Here is an 18,659-nt window from a genome sequence, read left to right as displayed (position 1 = left end):
TGCTGCCCGATGGGGTGGGGGCGGGGCACGGGGGTTCTCCTCATGGCTGATCCGGTGGCGGGCTCCCCCGGTGGGTGCGTGCGCCGGGGGCGTACTCTCCTGGCCGTGAACGGGGATCATGATCTGAGCGATCTGGAACCGGCGCGGCTGTACGACTGGGCGGTGGCCTGTTCGAGCACCGGCGGCGTCCTGGGCGTCGTCGAGGCGCTGTGCGCGCGTGAGACGAGGGACGCCACCGAGTGGGCGGCGCGGATCGCCTGTGAGGTGGTGGGTCCCGACGGGCCGGCCGGTGGGCGCCGGCTGGTGCGGTGGACCGCCTGGCGGCTGGCGCGGCGGCCCAGCAGGGTGGCGCTGGAGCCGCTGTTCGCGGGGCTGCCGGAGCGGCTGGATCGGGCGGCGGAGTTCCGTGCGTGTCTGTTGCAGGAGATGGCGCTGCGGTTCGGCCTGGACGGTGGGCCGTACGTGGCGTACCGGGAGCGGCTGGCGGAGCTGGGGCATCCGCTGGCGTGGTTGCCGCTCGCCTGGCTGGACTTCGAGCGGCGGCTGCGTGACGGGGGGTGGACGCCGGGCAGCGTGCTCGGTTCGCCGCGCCCGGCGCAGCTGCGGTCCCGGTACGCCGAGGTGCCGCCGACCGCTGCCGGGGCCGCTGCCGGGCGGGGTGCCCGGGAGGTGCGGGAGGTGGCGCGGGGGGCGGCGGTGGTGGCGCCGTTCGGGGACGAGGGCGCGCAGGACGTGCGGTTCTACGTCCTGCCGGGGCCGCTGGATCCGGTCGACTGGAACGCGGCGCTGCTGGCCGGGCTGCCGGCGCCGTGCCTGGCGGGGACGTCCACGCGGACGATGGCGGCGGTGCACACGACGGCGGACGACGTGCTGTGCGATCTGTTCGTGGCGGCGTTCGGGGGCGGTCTGTGGGGTGAGCCGGGGATGGGGGCGTACGGCAGGCTGCTGGCGTGGCGCGGGTTGTACGCGCTGATGGGGCTGGGCGCGGAGGTGTCGCCGTACGACGCGGTGCGGCGGGCGGCCGAGCACCGCTGGTTGCGGTTCGCGGTGGAGCGGCACGGCGGGAACGACTGGTTCTGCGGTGACCTGACGGACGTCGCGTTCGCGGTGCTGGATCCGGGCCGGACGCGGGCCGCGGTGCTGGCGCACACGGAGACGGACTAGTCGTCGGTGGGGGGTGCGCCGCCGGCGATGGTCTCGTGGTGGCGGATGACCTCGGCGATGATGAAGTTCAGCAGCTTCTCGGCGAAGGCCGGGTCGAGGTTGGCGCTCTCGGCGAGTTGCCGGAGGCGGGCGATCTGGCGGGATTCGCGGGCGGGGTCGGCCGGGGGGAGGTGGTGGCGGGCCTTGAGGTGGCCGACCTGCTGGGTGCATTTGAACCGCTCGGCCAGCATGTGGACGACCGCCGCGTCGATGTTGTCGATGCTTTCGCGCAGCTGGGTCAGCTCGGCGCGTACGGATTCGTCGATGTCGCCGGTGTCGTCGACCCGGCCGGTCTGGCTCGTGCTCATGGTGAGCGAGCTTAGACGTGTCCCGTGGTGATCGTCGGTGGGTGTTCGGGATCTGGGATCCGGGTGCTCCAGCCTCCCGGTACCGTACGCCCCTGCTGTTCGCGGAAGCGGACGGGGGCGGTGCCGACGCGGCGGGTGAACAGGCGGGAGAAGTAGGCGGGGTCGTCGTAGCCGACGCGGCGTGCGACGGCGGCGACGGGGAGCTCGGTGCCGGCGAGGAGTTCCTTGGCGCGGCCGAGGCGGATGCCGAGGAGGTAGTCCTTGGGGCTGCAGCCCGCGCCTCGTCGTACGGCTGTGCGCAGCTCGGCGGGGGTCATGCCGTGCCGGGCGGCGTGTTCGGCGACGGTCAGGGGCTGGAAGGCGTCGCGGGCGAGGGCTTCGAGGACGGGGTCGCCGTCGGCGTTGGTGTCGGCGCGGGCGCGGCGCAGGGCGACGAGCAGTTCGTGGACGGCGGCGGACGTCTCGACTTCGAGGAGCGGGTTGCCGCGGCGGGCGGCGCGGGCGATGCGGCCGATGACGGCGCGGGCGGGGCCGGCGTCGGCGAGCGGGACGACGGGGCGGTCGGGCTCGATGTAGCCGAGTTCGGTGTAGGTGGCGGTGACGGGGCCGGTGAAGTCGACGAAGCCCTCGTCCCACCCGGTGGCGGGGTCGGGCGCGTAGTGATGGGGGACGCCGGGGGTGAGCCAGAGCAGTGCGGGTGCCGTGACCGTGGTACGGCGGCCGTCGGGGCCCCGGTACCAGCCGCCGCCGGCGTTGATCACGACGGCGACGTGGTGGTCGAGGGTGCGGGGGCCGACGGTGGGCAGGGTGCCGTGCTGGAGGCCGACGCCGAGGCAGGTGAGGCCGAGGCGTGTGTGCAGCGGGCTGGGTGTGAAGAAGCGCATCCAGGTGTGGTACATCCCTCGGCCTCCCTGCCCCGTTGTGTCCATGCAGCGCTGATCTTTGTCCATGGACCCGCCGACCGCCAGAGGGCGACAGTTGGTCGCGGTACGTGACCAGGAGATGGGTGGAATGGTGGCAGTTTTCACGGTGGGTGATGAGGATTTTCTGCTGGACGGCAGGCCGGTGCGGCTGCTGTCGGGGGCGGTGCACTACTTCCGGGTGCACGAGGAGCAGTGGGACCACCGGCTGGCGATGGTGCGTGCGATGGGCCTGAACTGTGTGGAGACGTATGTGCCGTGGAACCTGCACGAGCCGGAGATGGGCCGGTACCGGGACGTGGCGGCGCTGGGGCGGTTCCTGGACGCGGTGCACGCGGCGGGGTTGTGGGCGATCGTGCGGCCGGGCCCGTACATCTGCGCGGAGTGGGAGAACGGCGGGCTGCCGCACTGGCTGACGGGGCGGCTGGGGCGGCGGGTGCGGACGGACGACGCCGAGTACCTGGTCCATGTGAACCGCTGGTTCCACACGCTGCTGCCGCAGGTCGTGGCGCGGCAGGTCGACCGGGGCGGTCCGGTGATCATGGTGCAGGCGGAGAACGAGTACGGGAGCTACGGCTCCGACGCGGGCTATCTGCGGCACATCGTGGACCTGCTGGAGGCGTGCGGGGTGACCGTGCCGCTGTTCACGTCGGACGGGCCGGAGGACCACATGCTGACCGGCGGGTCGATTCCGGGGGTGCTGGCGACGGCGAACTTCGGGTCGGGGGCGCGGGAGGCCTTCGAGGTGCTGCGGCGGCACCAGCCGCGCGGGCCGCTGATGTGCATGGAGTTCTGGTGCGGCTGGTTCGACCACTGGGGCGACGCGCATGCCGTGCGGGACGCGGAGGACGCGGCGGCGGCGCTGGCGGAGATCCTTCAGTGCGGGGCGTCGGTGAACGTCTACATGGCGCACGGGGGGACGAACTTCGGCGGCTGGGCGGGGGCGAACCGGGCGGGTGAGCTGCATGACGGTGCGCTGGAGGCGACGGTGACGTCGTACGACTACGACGCGCCGGTCGACGAGGCGGGGCTGCCGACGGCGAAGTTCTGGGCGTTCCGGGAGGTGCTGGCCCGGTACGCGGAGGGCCCGCTGCCGCCGGTTCCGGCGCCGCCCGTGCGGCTGGCCGCGCCCGTGGAGGCGGCCGTCGCGGAGTGGGCGCCGTTGGACGGCGTGCTGGAGGCGCTGGGCGACGAGGAGTGGGACGGTCCGGTGCCGCCGACCTTCGAGGAGCTGGGCGTGGACCGGGGCCTGGTGCGCTACCGGCTGCGGGTGCCGGGGCCGCGGCAGCCGTATCCGCTGTCGGTGACGGGCCTGCGGGACCGGGCGGTGGTGTATGTGGACGGGGTCCGTGCGGGAGTGCTGGAGGCGGAGGACGCGGTGCTGGCGGAGCTGGTGGCGGGGCCCGCGGTGGTGGAGCTGTGGGTGGAGTCGCTGGGGCGGGTCAACTACGGGCCGCGGCTCGCGGAGAGCAAGGGCATCACGGGCGGGGTGCGGCACGAGCGGCAGTACGTGCACGGGGTGCGGGCGCGGGGGCTGCGGGTGGACGCGTTCACGGCGGACGGGGTGGGGAAGGTGCCGTTCACGCCAGCTTCCCGGGAGGGTGCGCAGGGGCTGTACCGGGCGGTCGTGGAGGTGGCCGGGGCGGGGGACGCGGCGCTGGAACTGCCGGGCTGGACGCGGGGGTTCGTGTGGGTGAACGGGTTCTGCCTGGGGCGGTACTGGGGGGTGGGCCCGCAGGAGTCGCTGTTCGTGCCGGGGCCGGTGTTGCGGGAGGGGGCGAACGAGGTGTGGGTGCTGGAGCTGGAGGGCGCCGGGAGCCGCGTACGCCTGGCGTAGCGGGAGGGGGCAGGCCCCGCCGGGCCTGCCCCCCGCCGTGCTGGAGGTTCGCCGTGCTAGAGGTTCGCCGCCGCGGACTTGATGGCGGAGGCGAAGGTGGACACCTCGGTGTAGACGCCGGGGTAGTCGGGCCGTGCGCAGCCCTGGCCCCAGCTGACGATGCCGACCTGTATCCACGCCCCGGCGTTGTCGCGGCGGAACATCGGGCCGCCGGAGTCGCCCTGGCAGGTGTCGACGCCGCCCTGGGGCAGACCGGCGCAGATCTCTTCGGCCGGGACGAGGGCGTTGCCGTAGGCCTGCCTGCAGGTGGCGTCGGAGACGAACGGCACGGTCGCCTTGCGCAGGTAGCGCTGCTGGGCGCCGCCTTCGCGGGTGGCGCCCCAGCCGGCGACGGTGAAGGTGCCGCTGTTGTACGCCGTGGTCGACGCGATGTTCAGGGTGGGCAGGTTGATCGGCTGGGCGAGCTTGATCAGGGCCCAGTCCTTGCCCTTGCCGTTGTAGCCGGGTGCCTGGAGGACCTTGGTGGAGCGGACCTTGATGGCACTGGAGCTCTGGAGGTCCACGACACCGGCGGTGGCGGTGATGCTGGTGTTGTTGCCGGAGCCGCTGACGCAGTGGGCGGCGGTCAGCACGATCTGCTGGGTGAGCAGCGAGCCGCCGCAGCCCATGGAGAGCCTGACCATCCACGGGAACTCGCCCTGGGCGGCCTGTGTCCCTCCGACGACCGGCGCGGGGGCGGCGGAGGCGGTGGTGGGCTGGAGGCTGACCGCGGCGAGGGCGACGGCGCCGGCCGCGGCGCATCTTTTGAGGGCGCGAAGAAGCTTGGACAACTGTCTGCCTTTCGTGGGGGGTTGAGCCGTGCGCACACGACGGGGCCCGTGCCGCCAGGCAGCTCGATGACATGGTCCCGTCAAGGCGTGTCCCGGATTATCCGGAGGCGGTCGACGCGCCCACAAGGCCGTGTTTTCGGCCATGTGAACGGTGCCTGTACACCCGTACGGGCTCTTACGCGGGCGCTTACAGTGGAGGGGAGTCGACGTCGCACATGGGGGCAGGGACGTGGCGAACGGCAGTGAGGTCGTGCACGGCTACCCGCACCTCGACACCGTGCGGGCGGCGATCACCGCCCTGTACCGGCGGCTCCCCCAGGAAGGGCTGTACGCGTACGCCGGCAGCGTCGCCCCCGCCGACGTGGCCTTCGCCGACGGCGACGACCTCCACCTGGGCGCGCAGCGGGTGGCCCACGCGCTGGTGCAGCAGCTGCGGCTGCCGGACGCACGGATGATCGTCAGCTTCCGGGAGATGACGCACGCGGCGAGCGTCGAACTCGCGGCGGGGCCCGAGTACTTCATCGAGCTGAACGACCGGTTCCGTACGCATCGCCGGGACATCGGGGCGGCCCTCGCCCACGAGATCACCCATGTGCTGCTGCACCGGCTCGGCCTGAGCTTCCCCGGCACGCGGGACAACGAGATCCTGACGGACACGGTGACCACGTACCTGGGGGCCGGCTGGCTGCTGCTGGACGCGTACCGCGAGGACGGGGTGTCGAGCCAGAAGCTGGGCTACCTGACACCGGAGGAGTTCGGGTACGTGCTGGCCAAGCGGGCCCTGGCGTTCGGCGAGGACCCCTCGCCCTGGTTCACCAGCCCCCAGGGGTACACCGCGTACACCGAGGGCCGGACGGTGGCCCTGCGCGACGGGCGGCAGCCCCCGCTGACGGCGGCGGGCTGGGCCGGCCGGCACCGTTACGCCAAGGACCGCCGGTACGCCCAGGACCATCCGGGGGCCGTCACCGGCCTGCCGTACGCCTTCGAGGGCGGCGGCCACGAGGCCGCGCTGCGGGTCTCGTTCCCCTGCCCCACCTGCCACCAGCGCATCCGGATCCCGGTGCGGGGCCGGGTGCGGGCACGGTGCGGGCTGTGCCGGACGGTGCTGGAGTGCGACACCTGACGGATATCCACTTGGCGGCCGGGGGGCGGGCGGGCGAAGGTCGGACCATGACCAGCGATGTGGAGGACCTCTTCGAAGCCGTCCACGGCGGCGACGAGGACGCGGTGGTGCGGCTGCTGCGGGCGGGTGTCCCGGCCGAGGCGACCGACGAGGACGGGCAGACCGCGCTGTATCTGGCCGCGGTGAGCGATCACGCGGGGATCGTGCGGCTGCTGCTCGCCGCCGGGGCGCACCCGGGGTGCGGCAGCGGGGAGGGGGCCGGTGACCTGCCGCTGTGCGGCGCAGCGTGCGGCGGGCACACCGGGGCCGTACGGGCGCTGCTGGCCGCCGGGGCACGGCCGGACCAGCGAGAGGAGTTCGGGTTCACCGCGCTGACGTGGGCGGTGCGCAACGGGTACGCCGACACCGTGGAGGCCCTGCTGGAGTACGGGGCCGACCCCGGCCTGCCGGGGCCTGCGCCCGGCGCGGAGCTGCCGCTGGTCGCCGCCGCGCGGCGCGGCTCGCCCGCGGTGGTGCGGGCGCTGCTGGCGCGTGGCGCGCCGGGCCTGGAGGACGCGCTGCGCGAGGCGCGGCGGTGGGCCGGCACGGATGTGGCGGAGGCGCTGCGGCGGGACCTGGTCGAGGCGTACGGGCCGGGTGAGTACGAGGTCGTCACGCGGCACGTGCCGGAGGACGGCGGGGTGACCGTCGTCGTGGAGCTGCTGCGGGACGGTGTGCCCGGCGCGGGCGCCGAACAGCAGACCGGCCACGCGGCGATCGCCACGCTCCTGGAGGGCGCGCTGGGCATCCGCACCGGCCACGAGGAGCTGGCGGCGCGTGCCCTGCGCTGCAGCGACCCCGAGCAGGACGACTGGACCGAGTCGGTGGAGGCGCTGTCGCGGCGCGGCGACGAGGAGACGTTCCAGGCGGCGGTCGCCTGGGCCGCGAGCGGCGACCCGCTCCGGCAGGCCCTCGCGGCGGACGTCCTCGGCCGGCTCGGCTCCGGCGGGGCGCGGGCGTTGCCGGTGCTGCGGGAGGTGGCCCGGGAGGCGCGGGACACCGAACTGGTGGCGGCCGCCGTGGGCGCGCTCGGGCAGCACGGCGACCCGGCCGCGCTGCCCGAGATCCTCCGGCACGCCGCGCACCCCGACACCGGCGTGCGGCGCGGGGTCGCCGTCGCGCTCACCGGTCTGGTGCCCGCCGGCCACCGCGAGGGCGTGGAGGTGCTGATCGGGCTGAGCCGCGACGCGGCCCCCGAGGTGCGCGACTGGGCGACCCTGGCGCTCGCCGAGGTGCCGGACGACTCCCCCGCCCTCCGGGAGGCCCTGGCCGCCCGGCTGGACGACCCCGACGCCGACACGGCCGCCGAGGCCGCCCGGGGCCTGGCGAAGCGTCAGGACACCCGGGCCCTGGACGCCTTGGCGCGCGTCCTCGGCGGCGAGGCGCCGGGGAGTTCGGCGCGCGGTATCGCCGAGGGCGCCCTGGAACACGTACGGGACGAGCGCGACAGGCGGCGCCTGGAGCACACCCTGCCGCGCCGCCGCTGACCGCCCGGGCGCGGGCCCGGGCATCGGGGTCAGCGCAGCCGGAGCGCTCCCGGCGCCCGCTCCTCCATGATCTCCACGAGCTCGTCGAAGAACGCCGGTCCGAGGGCGCGGCGCGAGACGTCGTGGTCGCGCCACTCGAAGGCGAAGCCGCCGTCCTCCGGCGTACCGAAGCCACCGCTCAGGCAGTCCGCGAACGCGTCACGGTTGTGGCCGAAGTAGCCGCCGGGGCCGTTGACGGCCTCGCCGACGGCCCGCCAGAAGCCGGCCGGTGTGGTGACCCGGCGGCCCTCGATGACGTACACGCTCAGCAGTGGTGGTCGACGAGGTCGAAGGACGCGTAGTGGTCGGCGGTGTAGTAGTCCTCCCGCGTGGCGTCTCCGGTGACGATACGGCGGGCGCCACGGGTGTCGGAGCCGGGGGTGATGACCGTGTACTCACGGTAGTAGCCGGTGGTGCGGCTCGGCAGGATGCCTTCGCGGTTCTGGAAGACGGTGCCGTCCTGGGGGAAGGGGTAGGGGCCTCCGGTCTCGATGAGGTCGAGCGTGTCGTGTGCCTGGGAAGGCAGCCGGGAGTAACAGATGTCCCCGACCGCCGTGATGGCGGTGGGGACGGTGGGAGCGGCGGTGGCCGGTCCGGTGAACAGGGCGGCCAGCAGCGCGGTGGCGGCGCCGAGCAGGGTGAAGCGTGGGGGGATTCGCATACGCCGATGATGACGCGTGTAGATGTGGGCACGTCAACGCCAAGTAACGGGAATTACCCGGATGTTGACGCGTCGGACACGTACGGGGCGAGACGGTGAACGTCGCCCTCGTACGCCGCCGCGGCCTGCTTCGCCAGTGTCATGGATGCAGGCCCTCCACCACGTTCCACACCTGGTGCGTCCTCCAGGCCGTCGTCGAACACGCCGAGGAAACGGGGCGCCTCGGCCGCCGGGACCAGGTTCCCCCAGCGGTCCGGCCGTCGCCGGCAATCGAATCGGTGCCTGCCGTGCGGGGCTTGGTGTGCGCGTTCTTCGCCCGGCACCTGTCCGTACGGGCGGACGAGCGACGCTAGGGCGTGTGCGGGCCCGCCCCGTACACCGGGAGAGGCGCCTGCGCGGTGGCCAGGAGCGCGCGGGCGGCCTCCCCCGCTTCGGCCGGGAGCCAGCGGGCGGGCTTCTCGGCTGTGGGGCCGGGGCGCCAGCCGTCCATGACGGTGATGCGGCCCGCCTCCGCCTCGAAGACCCGGCCGGTGACGCCCGCGCTCGGCGCGCCCGAGCCGAGCCAGACGACGAGCGGGGAGACGTTCTCGGGGGCCATGGCGTCGAAGCCGTCGTCGCGGGGGGCCGCCATGGTGGCGGCGAAGGTGCGCTCGGTCATCCGGGTGCGGGCGGCCGGGGCGAGGGCGTTGACCTGGACGCCGTAGCGGGCGAGTTCGGCGGCAGCGACGAGGGTGAGGGCCAGGATGCCCGCCTTGGCGGCGGCGTAGTTGGCCTGGCCGACGCTGCCCAGCAGGCCCGCTCCCGAGCTGGTGTTGACGACACGGGCCTGGGGCGTGCGGCCCGCCTTGGACTCGGCCCGCCAGTGGGCGGCGGCGTGCTTGAGGGGCAGGAAGTGGCCCTTGAGATGGACGCGTACGACGGCGTCCCAGTCGTCCTCGTCGAGGTTGACGAGCATGCGGTCGCGCAGGAACCCCGCGTTGTTGACGAGGGTGTCCAGCCGCCCGAAGGCGTCGAGGGCGGTGGCGACGAGGGAGGCGGCGCCCTCGGGGGTGGCGATGTCACCGCCGTGCGCGACGGCCCGGCCCCCGAGCGCCCGGATCTCGTCGACCACCCGCTGGGCGGGGCCGACGGCGGCGGCTCCCCCACCGGGGCCGCCGCCCGGCGCGGTCGCCGCATCGAAGGCACCCGAACCGTCGCGGAACGCCGACCCGCCGTCGACGGAGGCCCCACCCTGGGCGAACGCCCCGCCGCGAGCGGACCCCCCGTCGCGGAACGCCGACCCGCCGTCGGCGGAGGCCCCACCGCGGGCGGGCATCCCGTCGTCGGACGGCCACTCGCCGTGGAGGAACGCCCCGCCGTGGGACGCCGAACCGTCGTGGAACGGCGACCCGCCGTCGGCGGAGGCCCCACCGCGGGCGGGCACCCCGTCGTCGGACGGCCACGCGCCGCGAGACGGCCACCCGTCGCGGGAAGGCCCCCCGTCACGGAACGGCGACCCGTCGTTGAAGGGCCTCCCGTCGCGGGACGGCGCCCCGCCGCGAGACGGCCCCGCGTCGCGGGCGGACCCCCCGCCGCGAGACGGCCACCCATCGCGGGAAGGTGCCCCGCCGCGGGCCGACGCGGCATCGTGGGCCGACGCGGCCCCGTGGGCCGACGGAGCCCCGTGGGCCGACGCGGCATCGCAGGACGACGCGGCATCGCGGGGCGGCGAGCCGTCGAGGCCGACGTCCAGGTCGTTGACGACGACGTGGGCGCCCTCGGCGGCGAAGGCCAGGGCGTGGGCGCGGCCCAGGCCGCGGCCGGCGCCGGTGACGGCGACGACACGGCCCGCGCAGATTCCGTCCGGTTCGGTCATCTGGAGGTCTCCTTGTTGGCGGTTGCGGCGTCCAGGAAAGCGGGGCGTTCCCCGCCCCCGTGGACGAGGAGCGACGCGCCGGTGATGTACGCGGCGCGGTCGGAGGCAAGGAAGACCGCCGCGTCACCCACGTCCGACGGCTCGGCGAGCCGACCCAGCGGGACGGTGCGCGCGACCGCCGCGACGCCCTCCTCGTCGCCGTAGTGCAGGTGGGCCAGCTCGGTGCGGACCATGCCGGGGAGCAGGGTGTTGACCCGTACGTCGGGCGCCCACTCCACGGCCATGGAGGCGGCCAGGTTCTCCAGGCCCGCCTTGGCCGCGCCGTACGCCGCCGTGCCGGGCGAGGGCCGCGTCCCGCTCACGCTGCCGACCATGACGACCGAGCCGCGGGCGGCACGCAGGTGCTCGTACGCGGCGAGGGAAGCCGTCAGCGGGGCGAGCAGGTTGAGCTCCAGCACGCGCGCGTGCCGCTCGGCGGGCCCTTCCGCCAGGGGGCGGTACGGCGTGCCGCCCGCGTTGTTCACGAGCACGTCCAGGCGACCGCGGGCGTCCGCCACGGCCGCGAAAACGCCCCGCACGGCGGCTGGTTCACGCACGTCCACCGACACGAACTCGGCCCGGTGGCCCACCACTTCGACCGGCTCCGGCGGCGGCCGGCGGGCGCACACCACCACATGGGCGCCCGCCGCGAGGAACGCCCGCGCGATACCGGCGCCGACGCCTCGCGTGCCGCCGGTGACGACCGCGACCCTCCCGTCCAGCTCCATCCGCTGCTACCTTCCCGGAAGACGCGCCTAACAAATGTTTGGTGGAAAGGTAGCTGATCCTCCCATGGGTGTCTCCACCACAAGCCCCGAAAAGGGCATCACGGTCGTCGAAGTCGGCTTCCCGCCCGTCAACGCCCTTCCCGTACAGGGCTGGTACGCCCTCGCCGACGCCCTCCGCGCCGCCGGGCGCGACCCCGACACGCGCTGCGTCGTGCTCGCCGCCGCGGGCCGGGGTTTCAACGCGGGCGTCGACATCAAGGAGCTCCAGCGGGACACCCCGGACCGCCGGGCGCTCATCGGCGTCAACCGGGGCTGCGCGGAGGCGTTCGCGGCGGTGTACGAGTGCGAGGTCCCCGTCGTCGCGGCGGTGCACGGCTACTGCCTGGGCGGCGGCATCGGCCTCGCGGGGAACGCGGACGCGATCGTCGCCTCCGACGACGCCACCTTCGGGCTGCCGGAGCTGGACCGGGGCGCGCTCGGCGCCGCCACGCACCTGGCGCGGCTGGTCCCCCAGCACCTGATGCGGGCGCTGTACTACACCTCCCGCACGATCACCGCCGCCGAGCTGCACGCCCACGGCTCGGTGTGGCGGGTCGTACCGCGCGCCGGACTCCAGGACGCCGCACGGGAGCTGGCGCGGGAGATCGCCCGCAAGGACGGGCACCTGCTGCGGCTCGCCAAGGCGGCCATCAACGGCATCGACCCCGTCGACGTACGCCGCAGCTACCGCTTCGAGCAGGGCTTCACCTTCGAGGCGAGCCTGAGCGGGGCCGCCGACCGCGTACGCGACACCTTCGGGAAGGACAAGGCGACGCCGTGACCGACAAGACCATGAGCCCCGACGAGGCCGTGGCGCGGCTGCGCAGCGGCATGACGATCGGCATCGGCGGCTGGGGCTCGCGCCGCAAGCCCATGGCCCTGGTGAGAGCGCTGCTCCGGTCCGGGATCACCGATCTCACCGTCATCTCCTACGGCGGTCCCGACGTCGGCCTCCTCGCCGCCGCCGGCCGTATCCGCAGGCTCGTCGCCCCCTTCGCCACCCTCGACTCGATCCCCCTGGAGCCGCACTTCCGGGCGGCCCGCGAGCGCGGCGCCCTCGAACTGACCGAGCTGGACGAGGCCATGCTCATGTGGGGCCTGCACGCCGCCGCGAACCGGCTCCCCTTCCTCCCCGTCCGCGCGGGCCTCGGCTCCGACGTCATGCGCGTCAACCCCGCCCTGCGTACGGTGCGGTCCCCTTACGACGACGGCGAGGAGTTCGCCGCCGTGCCCGCGCTGCGCATGGACGCCGCCCTCGTCCACGTCAACCGCGCCGACCGCCTCGGCAACGGCCAGTACCTGGGCCCCGACCCGTACTTCGACGACCTGTTCTGCCAGGCCGCCGACACCGCGTACGTCTCGTGCGAACGGCTCGTCGAAACCGCCGAACTCACCAAGGCCGCCGCCCCGCAGACGCTGCTCGTCCAGCGCCAGTACGTCACCGGCGTCGTCGAGACCCCGAACGGCGCCCACTTCACCTCCTGCGTTCCCGACCACGGGCGCGACGAGGCGTTCCAGAAGCTGTACGCGACCACGCCCTGGGACGAGTTCGCGGGGCGTTTCCTCTCCGGCGGCAGCGAAGCCGCGTACCAGGCGGCCGTCCAGGCATGGCAGGAGGGACAGAAGTGACCGTCTCCCGTGCCGAGTACTGCGTGGTCGCGTGCGCCGAGGCCTGGCGCGGGGACGGCGAGGTCCTCGCGAGCCCCATGGGCCTGATCCCGTCCCTCGGCGCCCGGCTCGCCCGGCTCACCTTCTCCCCCGACCTGCTGCTCACCGACGGTGAGGCGATGCTGGTGCGCCCCGACGGCACGGTCGAGGGCTGGCTCCCCTACCGCCGCCACCTCGCCCTGGTGACCGGCGGCAGACGGCACGTGATGATGGGCGCGAGCCAGATCGACCGGTACGGCAACCAGAACATCTCCTGCGTCGGTGACTGGTCGCGGCCCACCCGCCAGCTCCTCGGCGTGCGTGGCGCGCCCGTCAACACCCTCAACAACCCCACCAGTTACTGGATCCCCCGCCACTCCCCCCGCGTCTTCGTCGAGCGCGTCGACATGGTGTGCGGTCTCGGGTACGACCGGGCGGAAGCCGCCGGGGCCGCGTACCACCGCATCCGGCGCGTCGTCACCGACCTCGGCGTCCTCGACTTCGCCACACCCGACCGCTCCATGCGGCTGGCCTCGCTGCACCCGGGCGTCACCGTCGAGGAGGTCGTCCAAGCGACCGGTTTCGCCCTCGACGTCCCCGACGACGTCCCATACACCCGCGAGCCGACCGCCGAGGAGCTCACCCTCATCCGCGAGGTCCTCGACCCCGGCCGTACGCGCGAGCGTGAGGTGCGGGGGTGATGGAGACCGCGCTCACCGAGCTGACCGGCGTCCGCCACCCCATCGTCCAGACCGGCATGGGCTGGGTCGCCGGGCCGCGCCTGGTCACCGCCACCGCCCGTGCGGGTGCCCTCGGGATCCTCGCCTCCGCGACGATGACGCCCGACGAGCTGCGCGCCGCCGTCGCCGAGGTGAAGTCCCGTACGGACGCGCCCTTCGGCGTCAATCTGCGGGCGGACGCGGCGGACGCCCGCGAGCGGGTGCGGATCATCGTCGAGGAGGGCGTACGGGTCGCCTCGTTCGCCCTCGCGCCCTCCCGGGAGCTGATCGCCGAGCTGAAGGACGCGGGCGTGGTGGTCGTCCCGTCCGTCGGGGCCCGCCGCCACGCCGAGAAGGTCGCGGCGTGGGGCGCGGACGCGGTGATCGTGCAGGGCGCGGAGGGCGGCGGGCACACCGGCGAGGTGGCCACCTCCGTCCTGCTGCCCCAGGTCGTGGACGCGGTGGACATCCCGGTCGTCGCGGCGGGCGGGTTCCACGACGGGCGGGGGCTGGTGGCGGCGCTGGCGTACGGGGCGGCGGGCATCGCCATGGGGACGCGGTTCCTGCTCACCTCCGACTCGCCCGTCCCCGGTCCGGTGAAGGCGGCCTACCTGGCGGCGACGGTCAGGGACGTCACGGTGACGACCGCCGTCGACGGTCTGCCGCACCGCATGCTGCGTACCGAACTCGTCGCCTCCCTCGAACGGGCGGGCCGCGCCCGGGCGTTGACGGAGGCGGTACGGCGGGCGGCGCGGTTCCGGAAGCTGTCGGGCCTGTCGTGGGCGCGGATGGTCCGCGACGGGCTGGCCATGAAGCACGGCAGGGACCTGTCCTGGAGCCAGGTCCTGCTCGCCGCGAACACACCGATGCTCCTGCGGGCGGCCATGGTCGAGGGCCGCCCCGACCTGGGCGTCATGGCCTCGGGGCAGGTCGCGGGGGTGATCGAGGACCTTCCGAGCTGCGAGGACCTCGTCCGGCGCGTCATGTCCGAGGCACACCACGTGCTCCGCGCACTCCCCTCACCCGAAGGAGTCGGGCCATGGCCCTGACGAGACGCACTCTGCTCATGACAGCGACGACGGCCGCCCTCATGGCGGCGACCGGGACGGCCGGCGCGAGCACCGCCGGCCGTCACATCCCCCTCCAGGGCGCGGTCAACGTCCGCGACCTGGGCGGTCACCGCACCTACGACGGCGAGACGGTCCGCCATGGCCTGGTCTACCGGGCCGACGGGCTGAGCAGGCTCACCGACGCGGACCTGGTCACCCTCTCCGGCCTCCGCCTGACGAAGGTGATCGACTTCCGGATCCCGCTGGAGGTCCAGTACGACGGGCCCGACCGCCTCCCGGACGGGCTCGTGCCCGTCTCCCGCCCCGTCACCGACAACGGTCTGTACGCGCGGCTGCGCACCGCCATCGGTTCCGCGGACCCGGTCCGGCAGGAGGAGCTGCTGGGCGGCGGCCGGGCGGCCGCGTTCATGCGCGAGGTCTACCGCACGTTCGTCACGAGCGCCGACAACCGCGCGCGGTTCGGCGCCACGCTCCGCGACATCGCGTCCGCCGGCCGGGCACCGCTGCTGTACCACTGCACGGCCGGCAAGGACCGCACCGGCTGGACGAGCTGGCTGCTGCTGACCGCGCTCGGCGTGCCGGAGCGGACGGCCGTGGCGGACTACCTGGCGTCGAACACCTTCCGCGCCGCGTACGACGCCCAGCTGCGCGCCTACCTGAAGCAGGCCGGGCTGATGCAGAACCCGGACCTGCTCATTCCGTTGCAGGAGGTACGGACGGAGTACCTGGACGCGGCGCTGGCGGCGGTGTCGGAGGCGTACGGGAACCTGTACCGCTACCTGACCGCCGGGCTGGGCCTGGAGCACCGCACGCTGGCGGCGCTCCGGGCCCAGTTGGTGGGCTGAGCCGGTCCGGCCGCTACGCGGCGGTGCGCCGGCCGCCGCGCCCGGCCGGGCGGCCGGCGCCGCCGCTACGGCGGCGGGGAGTACCCGCCTGGGTGCTCACGCCGGTGGCCGTCGCGGCGCCGCTGCCGCCACCGGTACCGCCGCCCTGGCCGCTGCGGCGGGGGCGGCGGCGCCGTCCCGGCTTGCCGGAGGTCTGCGCGGCGGGCTGGGCCGGCTGCGGGACCTCGATCGTGACCGGTATGCCGGACGGCTCGCGGGCGCCGGTGAGCCGGGCCAGCTCCTCGTCGGACGACTTGACGCGGGCGGCGCTCGGCGTGATGCCCGCGTGGGACATCAGCCGGCTCATGTCGCGCTTCTGCTCGGGCAGGACGAGGGTGACGACGCTGCCGGACTCGCCCGCGCGGGCGGTGCGGCCGCCGCGGTGCAGGTAGTCCTTGTGGTCGGTGGGCGGGTCGACGTTGACGACCAGGTCGAGGTCGTCGACGTGGATGCCACGGGCCGCCACGTTGGTCGCCACGAGCGCGGTGACCTGGCCGTTCTTGAACTGGTCCAGGGTCCGGTTGCGCTGCGGCTGGGAGCGGCCGCCGTGCAGGCCCGCCGCCCGTACGCCGCTGGCGAGGAGCCGCTTGACCAGCCGGTCCACCGAGCGCTTGGTGTCCAGGAAGAGGATCACCCGGCCGTCGCGGGCCGCGATGCGGGCGGTGACGGCCTTCTTGTCGGTCTCGTCGGCGACGTACAACAGGTGGTGCTCCATGGTGGAGACCGCGCCCGCCGACGGGTCGACCGAGTGCACGACGGGGTCGGTGAGGAACATCCGCACCAGCCGGTCGATGTTCTTGTCCAGCGTCGCGGAGAACAGCATGCGCTGGCCGTCCGGCTCGACCTGCTTCAGCAGCGCGGTGACCTGCGGGAGGAAGCCCATGTCGGCCATCTGGTCGGCCTCGTCCAGGACGGTGACCGACACCTGGTCCAGCCGGCAGTCGCCGCGCTCGATCAGGTCCTTCAGGCGGCCCGGGGTGGCGACCAGGATCTCGGCGCCGCGCCGCAGCGCGCCCGCCTGGCGGCTGATCGACATGCCGCCGACGACGGTGGCGATCCGCAGCTGCACGGACGTCGCGTACGGGGTGAGGGCGTCGGTCACCTGCTGCGCGAGCTCGCGCGTGGGGACCAGGACCATCCCGAGCGGGGCCTTCGGCTCGGCGCGCCGGCCGGCCGTGCGGGCCAGCAGGGCGAGCCCGAAGGCGAGGGTCTTGCCGGAGCCGGTGCGGCCGCGGCCGAGGATGTCTCGGCCCGCGAGCGAGTTCGGCAGCGTCGCGGCCTGGATCGGGAACGGCTCGGTGACGCCCTGGGCGGTGAGCGTCTTGAGGAGGGCGGCCGGCATGTCGAGGTCGTCGAAGCCCGCGACCGGCGGCAGCGCCGGCGTGGCGGTTTCCGGCAGGGTGAATTCGCGCGGCGGCGCGATGGGGGCGCGGTTGCCCGCCCCGCGGGCGGGCGCCTTGCCGTTTCCGGCCGCCTTGCCGTTGCCGGAGCGCGCGGGGTTCGCGTTTCCGGTCCTCGCGGGGCGCTTACGGGCGGGGCGTTCGGGTCGAGTCGTCGTCATGCATTTGCCTTCCTTGGCCTGAGCAGGGCCTGAGCACAGCACAAGCCGGGACCCGCACCTGCATTGGTGCGGGTCCCGGCTGCGGGATACCGGTGCTGCGTATCCGGTGGATCCGGTGATCAGGCGGGGAGGATGTTCTCCGCCTGCGGGCCCTTCTGGCCCTGCGTGACGTCGAAGGTCACCTTCTGGCCTTCCTGGAGCTCACGGAAGCCCTGGGTGGCGATGTTGGAGTAGTGGGCGAAGACGTCGGCGCCGCCGCCGTCCTGCTCGATGAAGCCGAAGCCCTTTTCCGAGTTGAACCACTTCACGGTACCGGTGGCCATAATTATCTCCTGATGGTGTCGGGGCCCCATCCGGAGTAAGCCGGTAAAACAATAATGCGCCTGAGGAACATTCCCGTCAGGCGCACATAAAGTTCATGGGTACCAAAACTGCAACGTGAACAACCGTAGCACACCATCCCGGCGGCCCCGTCCGCAACTGGGCACGCCAGGTTCCGCCACGGCGCGCTACAGCCTCTCGATGATCGTCACGTTCGCCTGGCCGCCGCCCTCGCACATGGTCTGGAGGCCGAACCGGCCGCCCGTGCGCTCCAGTTCGTGCAGGAGCGTGGTCATCAGGCGGACGCCCGTCGCGCCCAGGGGGTGGCCCAGCGCGATCGCGCCGCCGTTGACGTTCACACGATCGGGGTCGGCGCCGGTTTCCGCCAGCCAGGCGAGGACGACGGGGGCGAACGCCTCGTTGATCTCGACCAGGTCGATGTCGTCGATGGTCATGCCCGTCTTCTTCAGGGCGTGCGCGGTCGCCGGTATGGGCGCCGTCAGCATGCGGATGGGGTCCTCGCCGCGCACCGACAGGTGGTGGACGCGGGCCCGGGGGGTCAGCCCGTGCGTGGCGACGGCCCGCTCGCTCGCCAGCAGCATGGCGGCCGCGCCGTCGGAGACCTGGGAGGAGCAGGCGGCGGTGACGGTGCCGCCCTCCAGGACGGGCTTCAGCCCGGCCATCTTCTCCAGGGTCGTGTCGCGGCGCGGGCCCTCGTCCGTCTCCACCGTCCCGTACACCACCGTCTCGCGCGCGAAGCGCCCCGCGTCGATCGCGCGGACCGCCCGCCGGTGCGAGCGGAGCGCGTACTCCTCCTGGTCCGCCCGCGTGATGCCCCACTGCCGCGCGATCATCTCGGCGCCGGCGAACTGGTTGACCGGGGCGTCGCCGTACCGGGCGCGCCAGCCCTCGGAGCCGGCGAAGGGCCCCTGGTCGAGGCCCAGCGGCACGGCGGCCTGCCGGGAGGCGTACGCGATCGGGATCATCGTCATGTTCTGGGTGCCGCCCGCCACGACCAGGTCCTGGGTGCCGGACATGACCGCCTGGGCGGCGAAGTGCACGGCCTGCTGGGAGGAGCCGCACTGGCGGTCGACGGTGACGCCCGGCACCTCCTCCGGCAGCCCGGCCGCCAGCCATGCCGTACGGGCGATGTCGCCGGCCTGCGGGCCGACCGTGTCCAGGCAGCCGAAGACGACGTCGTCGACGGCGGCCGGGTCGACGCCCGAGCGGTCGACCAGCGCCTTCAGGACGTGGGCGCCGAGGTCGGCGGGGTGGGCGGCGCCGAGGCCGCCTCCGCGCCGGCCGACGGGGGTGCGTACCGCTTCGACGATGTAGGCCTCGCCCATCAC

General features: G+C 74.1%; 19 protein-coding genes and 1 pseudogene. 9 read left to right on the top strand and 11 right to left on the bottom strand.

Translation table 11 applies throughout. From position 1 onward, the window contains the following. Positions 1–105 precede the first annotated feature (105 nt). The gene (locus tag AMK26_RS05460) at positions 106–1,164 is read left to right on the top strand and encodes a DUF6183 family protein (RefSeq protein ID WP_073752443.1); all 1,059 of its coding nucleotides are present in this window, start codon (positions 106–108) and stop codon (positions 1,162–1,164) included. Here the strand turns inward: AMK26_RS05460 and AMK26_RS05455 are convergent. Both AMK26_RS05455 and AMK26_RS05450 read right to left on the bottom strand, forming a co-directional pair. Then, positions 1,161–1,511, bottom strand: a complete 351-nt coding sequence (locus tag AMK26_RS05455) for a chorismate mutase (protein WP_073752441.1) — start codon at positions 1,509–1,511, stop codon at positions 1,161–1,163. The genes AMK26_RS05460 and AMK26_RS05455 overlap by 4 nt on opposite strands. A gap of 11 nt (positions 1,512–1,522) precedes the next feature. Continuing rightward, entirely contained in the window at positions 1,523–2,410 is an 888-nt protein-coding gene (locus AMK26_RS05450; RefSeq protein ID WP_073752439.1) for a helix-turn-helix domain-containing protein, read from the bottom strand. 115 nt (positions 2,411–2,525) lie between these two features. Between AMK26_RS05450 and AMK26_RS05445 the strand changes: the two genes are divergently transcribed. After that, positions 2,526–4,268, top strand: coding sequence for a glycoside hydrolase family 35 protein (locus AMK26_RS05445; protein ID WP_073753060.1), 1,743 nt, complete (start codon positions 2,526–2,528; stop codon positions 4,266–4,268). Between the two features lie 56 nt (positions 4,269–4,324). Here AMK26_RS05445 and AMK26_RS05440 read toward each other — a convergent pair whose 3' ends face one another. Continuing rightward, a complete protein-coding gene (locus AMK26_RS05440; RefSeq protein ID WP_073752437.1) occupies positions 4,325–5,098 on the bottom strand; it encodes a serine protease in 774 nt (257 codons plus the stop codon). Positions 5,099–5,327: 229 nt separating this feature from the next. Here AMK26_RS05440 and AMK26_RS05435 point away from each other — a divergent pair, with 229 nt between their 5' ends. Next, a complete protein-coding gene (locus AMK26_RS05435) occupies positions 5,328–6,221 on the top strand; it encodes a hypothetical protein (RefSeq protein ID WP_073752435.1) in 894 nt (297 codons plus the stop codon). A gap of 47 nt (positions 6,222–6,268) precedes the next feature. Next, positions 6,269–7,747: an ankyrin repeat domain-containing protein gene (locus AMK26_RS05430; RefSeq protein WP_073752433.1), complete on the top strand. Its 1,479-nt coding sequence runs from the start codon at positions 6,269–6,271 to the stop codon at positions 7,745–7,747. Positions 7,748–7,776: 29 nt separating this feature from the next. On the opposite strand, the gene AMK26_RS05425 is transcribed toward AMK26_RS05430, so the two are convergent. The 5 genes and pseudogenes from AMK26_RS05425 to AMK26_RS05405 form a co-directional block, all read right to left on the bottom strand. Continuing rightward, a complete protein-coding gene (locus AMK26_RS05425; RefSeq protein ID WP_073752431.1) occupies positions 7,777–8,058 on the bottom strand; it encodes a barstar family protein in 282 nt (93 codons plus the stop codon). Beyond that, on the bottom strand, positions 8,052–8,447 hold the full coding sequence (locus tag AMK26_RS05420; protein ID WP_073752429.1) for a ribonuclease domain-containing protein: 396 nt from the start codon (positions 8,445–8,447) through the stop codon (positions 8,052–8,054). The genes AMK26_RS05425 and AMK26_RS05420 overlap by 7 nt, the downstream gene beginning before the upstream one ends. A gap of 349 nt (positions 8,448–8,796) precedes the next feature. Then, complete coding sequence (locus tag AMK26_RS05415) at positions 8,797–9,762, bottom strand: SDR family oxidoreductase (protein WP_079277474.1); 966 nt, start codon at positions 9,760–9,762, stop codon at positions 8,797–8,799. Between the two features lie 297 nt (positions 9,763–10,059). Continuing rightward, a pseudogene (locus tag AMK26_RS38675) lies at positions 10,060–10,302 on the bottom strand (SDR family NAD(P)-dependent oxidoreductase); the annotation flags it as partial. Next, positions 10,299–11,069 (bottom strand): SDR family oxidoreductase, encoded by a 771-nt coding sequence (locus AMK26_RS05405; RefSeq protein ID WP_073752427.1) that lies wholly within the window; start codon positions 11,067–11,069, stop codon positions 10,299–10,301. The gene AMK26_RS05405 and the pseudogene AMK26_RS38675, both read right to left, overlap by 4 nt. 64 nt (positions 11,070–11,133) lie before the next feature. Between AMK26_RS05405 and AMK26_RS05400 the strand changes: the two genes are divergently transcribed. Genes AMK26_RS05400 through AMK26_RS05380 form a run of 5 tightly spaced genes read left to right on the top strand, consistent with a single transcriptional unit; the run spans position 11,134 to position 15,389 of the window. Further along, entirely contained in the window at positions 11,134–11,889 is a 756-nt protein-coding gene (locus AMK26_RS05400) for an enoyl-CoA hydratase family protein (RefSeq protein ID WP_073752425.1), read from the top strand. Next, positions 11,886–12,737 carry a CoA transferase subunit A gene (locus tag AMK26_RS05395; protein ID WP_073752423.1) on the top strand — a complete coding sequence of 284 codons (852 nt, stop codon included), beginning with the start codon at positions 11,886–11,888 and terminating at the stop codon, positions 12,735–12,737. Before AMK26_RS05400 ends, AMK26_RS05395 begins: the two co-directional genes overlap by 4 nt. Next, the gene (locus tag AMK26_RS05390; RefSeq protein ID WP_073752421.1) at positions 12,716–13,456 is read left to right on the top strand and encodes a CoA-transferase subunit beta; all 741 of its coding nucleotides are present in this window, start codon (positions 12,716–12,718) and stop codon (positions 13,454–13,456) included. The genes AMK26_RS05395 and AMK26_RS05390 overlap by 22 nt, the downstream gene beginning before the upstream one ends. Continuing rightward, positions 13,456–14,523, top strand: a complete 1,068-nt coding sequence (locus tag AMK26_RS05385; protein ID WP_073752419.1) for an NAD(P)H-dependent flavin oxidoreductase — start codon at positions 13,456–13,458, stop codon at positions 14,521–14,523. The genes AMK26_RS05390 and AMK26_RS05385 overlap by 1 nt, the downstream gene beginning before the upstream one ends. Next, positions 14,514–15,389, top strand: coding sequence for a tyrosine-protein phosphatase (locus tag AMK26_RS05380; protein WP_073752417.1), 876 nt, complete (start codon positions 14,514–14,516; stop codon positions 15,387–15,389). Before AMK26_RS05385 ends, AMK26_RS05380 begins: the two co-directional genes overlap by 10 nt. A 13-nt stretch (positions 15,390–15,402) precedes the next feature. On the opposite strand, the gene AMK26_RS05375 is transcribed toward AMK26_RS05380, so the two are convergent. From AMK26_RS05375 to AMK26_RS05365, 3 genes are all read right to left on the bottom strand, one after another. Further along, entirely contained in the window at positions 15,403–16,989 is a 1,587-nt protein-coding gene (locus AMK26_RS05375; protein WP_073752415.1) for a DEAD/DEAH box helicase, read from the bottom strand. A gap of 119 nt (positions 16,990–17,108) precedes the next feature. Continuing rightward, positions 17,109–17,312, bottom strand: a complete 204-nt coding sequence (locus tag AMK26_RS05370) for a cold-shock protein (protein WP_042152846.1) — start codon at positions 17,310–17,312, stop codon at positions 17,109–17,111. A 186-nt stretch (positions 17,313–17,498) separates the two neighbouring features. Then, positions 17,499–18,656 carry an acetyl-CoA C-acetyltransferase gene (locus AMK26_RS05365; RefSeq protein WP_073752413.1) on the bottom strand — a complete coding sequence of 386 codons (1,158 nt, stop codon included), beginning with the start codon at positions 18,654–18,656 and terminating at the stop codon, positions 17,499–17,501. Between the last annotated feature and the right edge of the window lie 3 nt (positions 18,657–18,659).

It is taken from the genome of Streptomyces sp. CB03234, assembly GCF_001905885.1.
Lineage (GTDB): Bacteria > Actinomycetota > Actinomycetes > Streptomycetales > Streptomycetaceae > Streptomyces.
The sequence above is the reverse complement of the archived record's forward strand: the minus strand, read 5'-3'. Positions and strand labels throughout refer to the sequence as shown.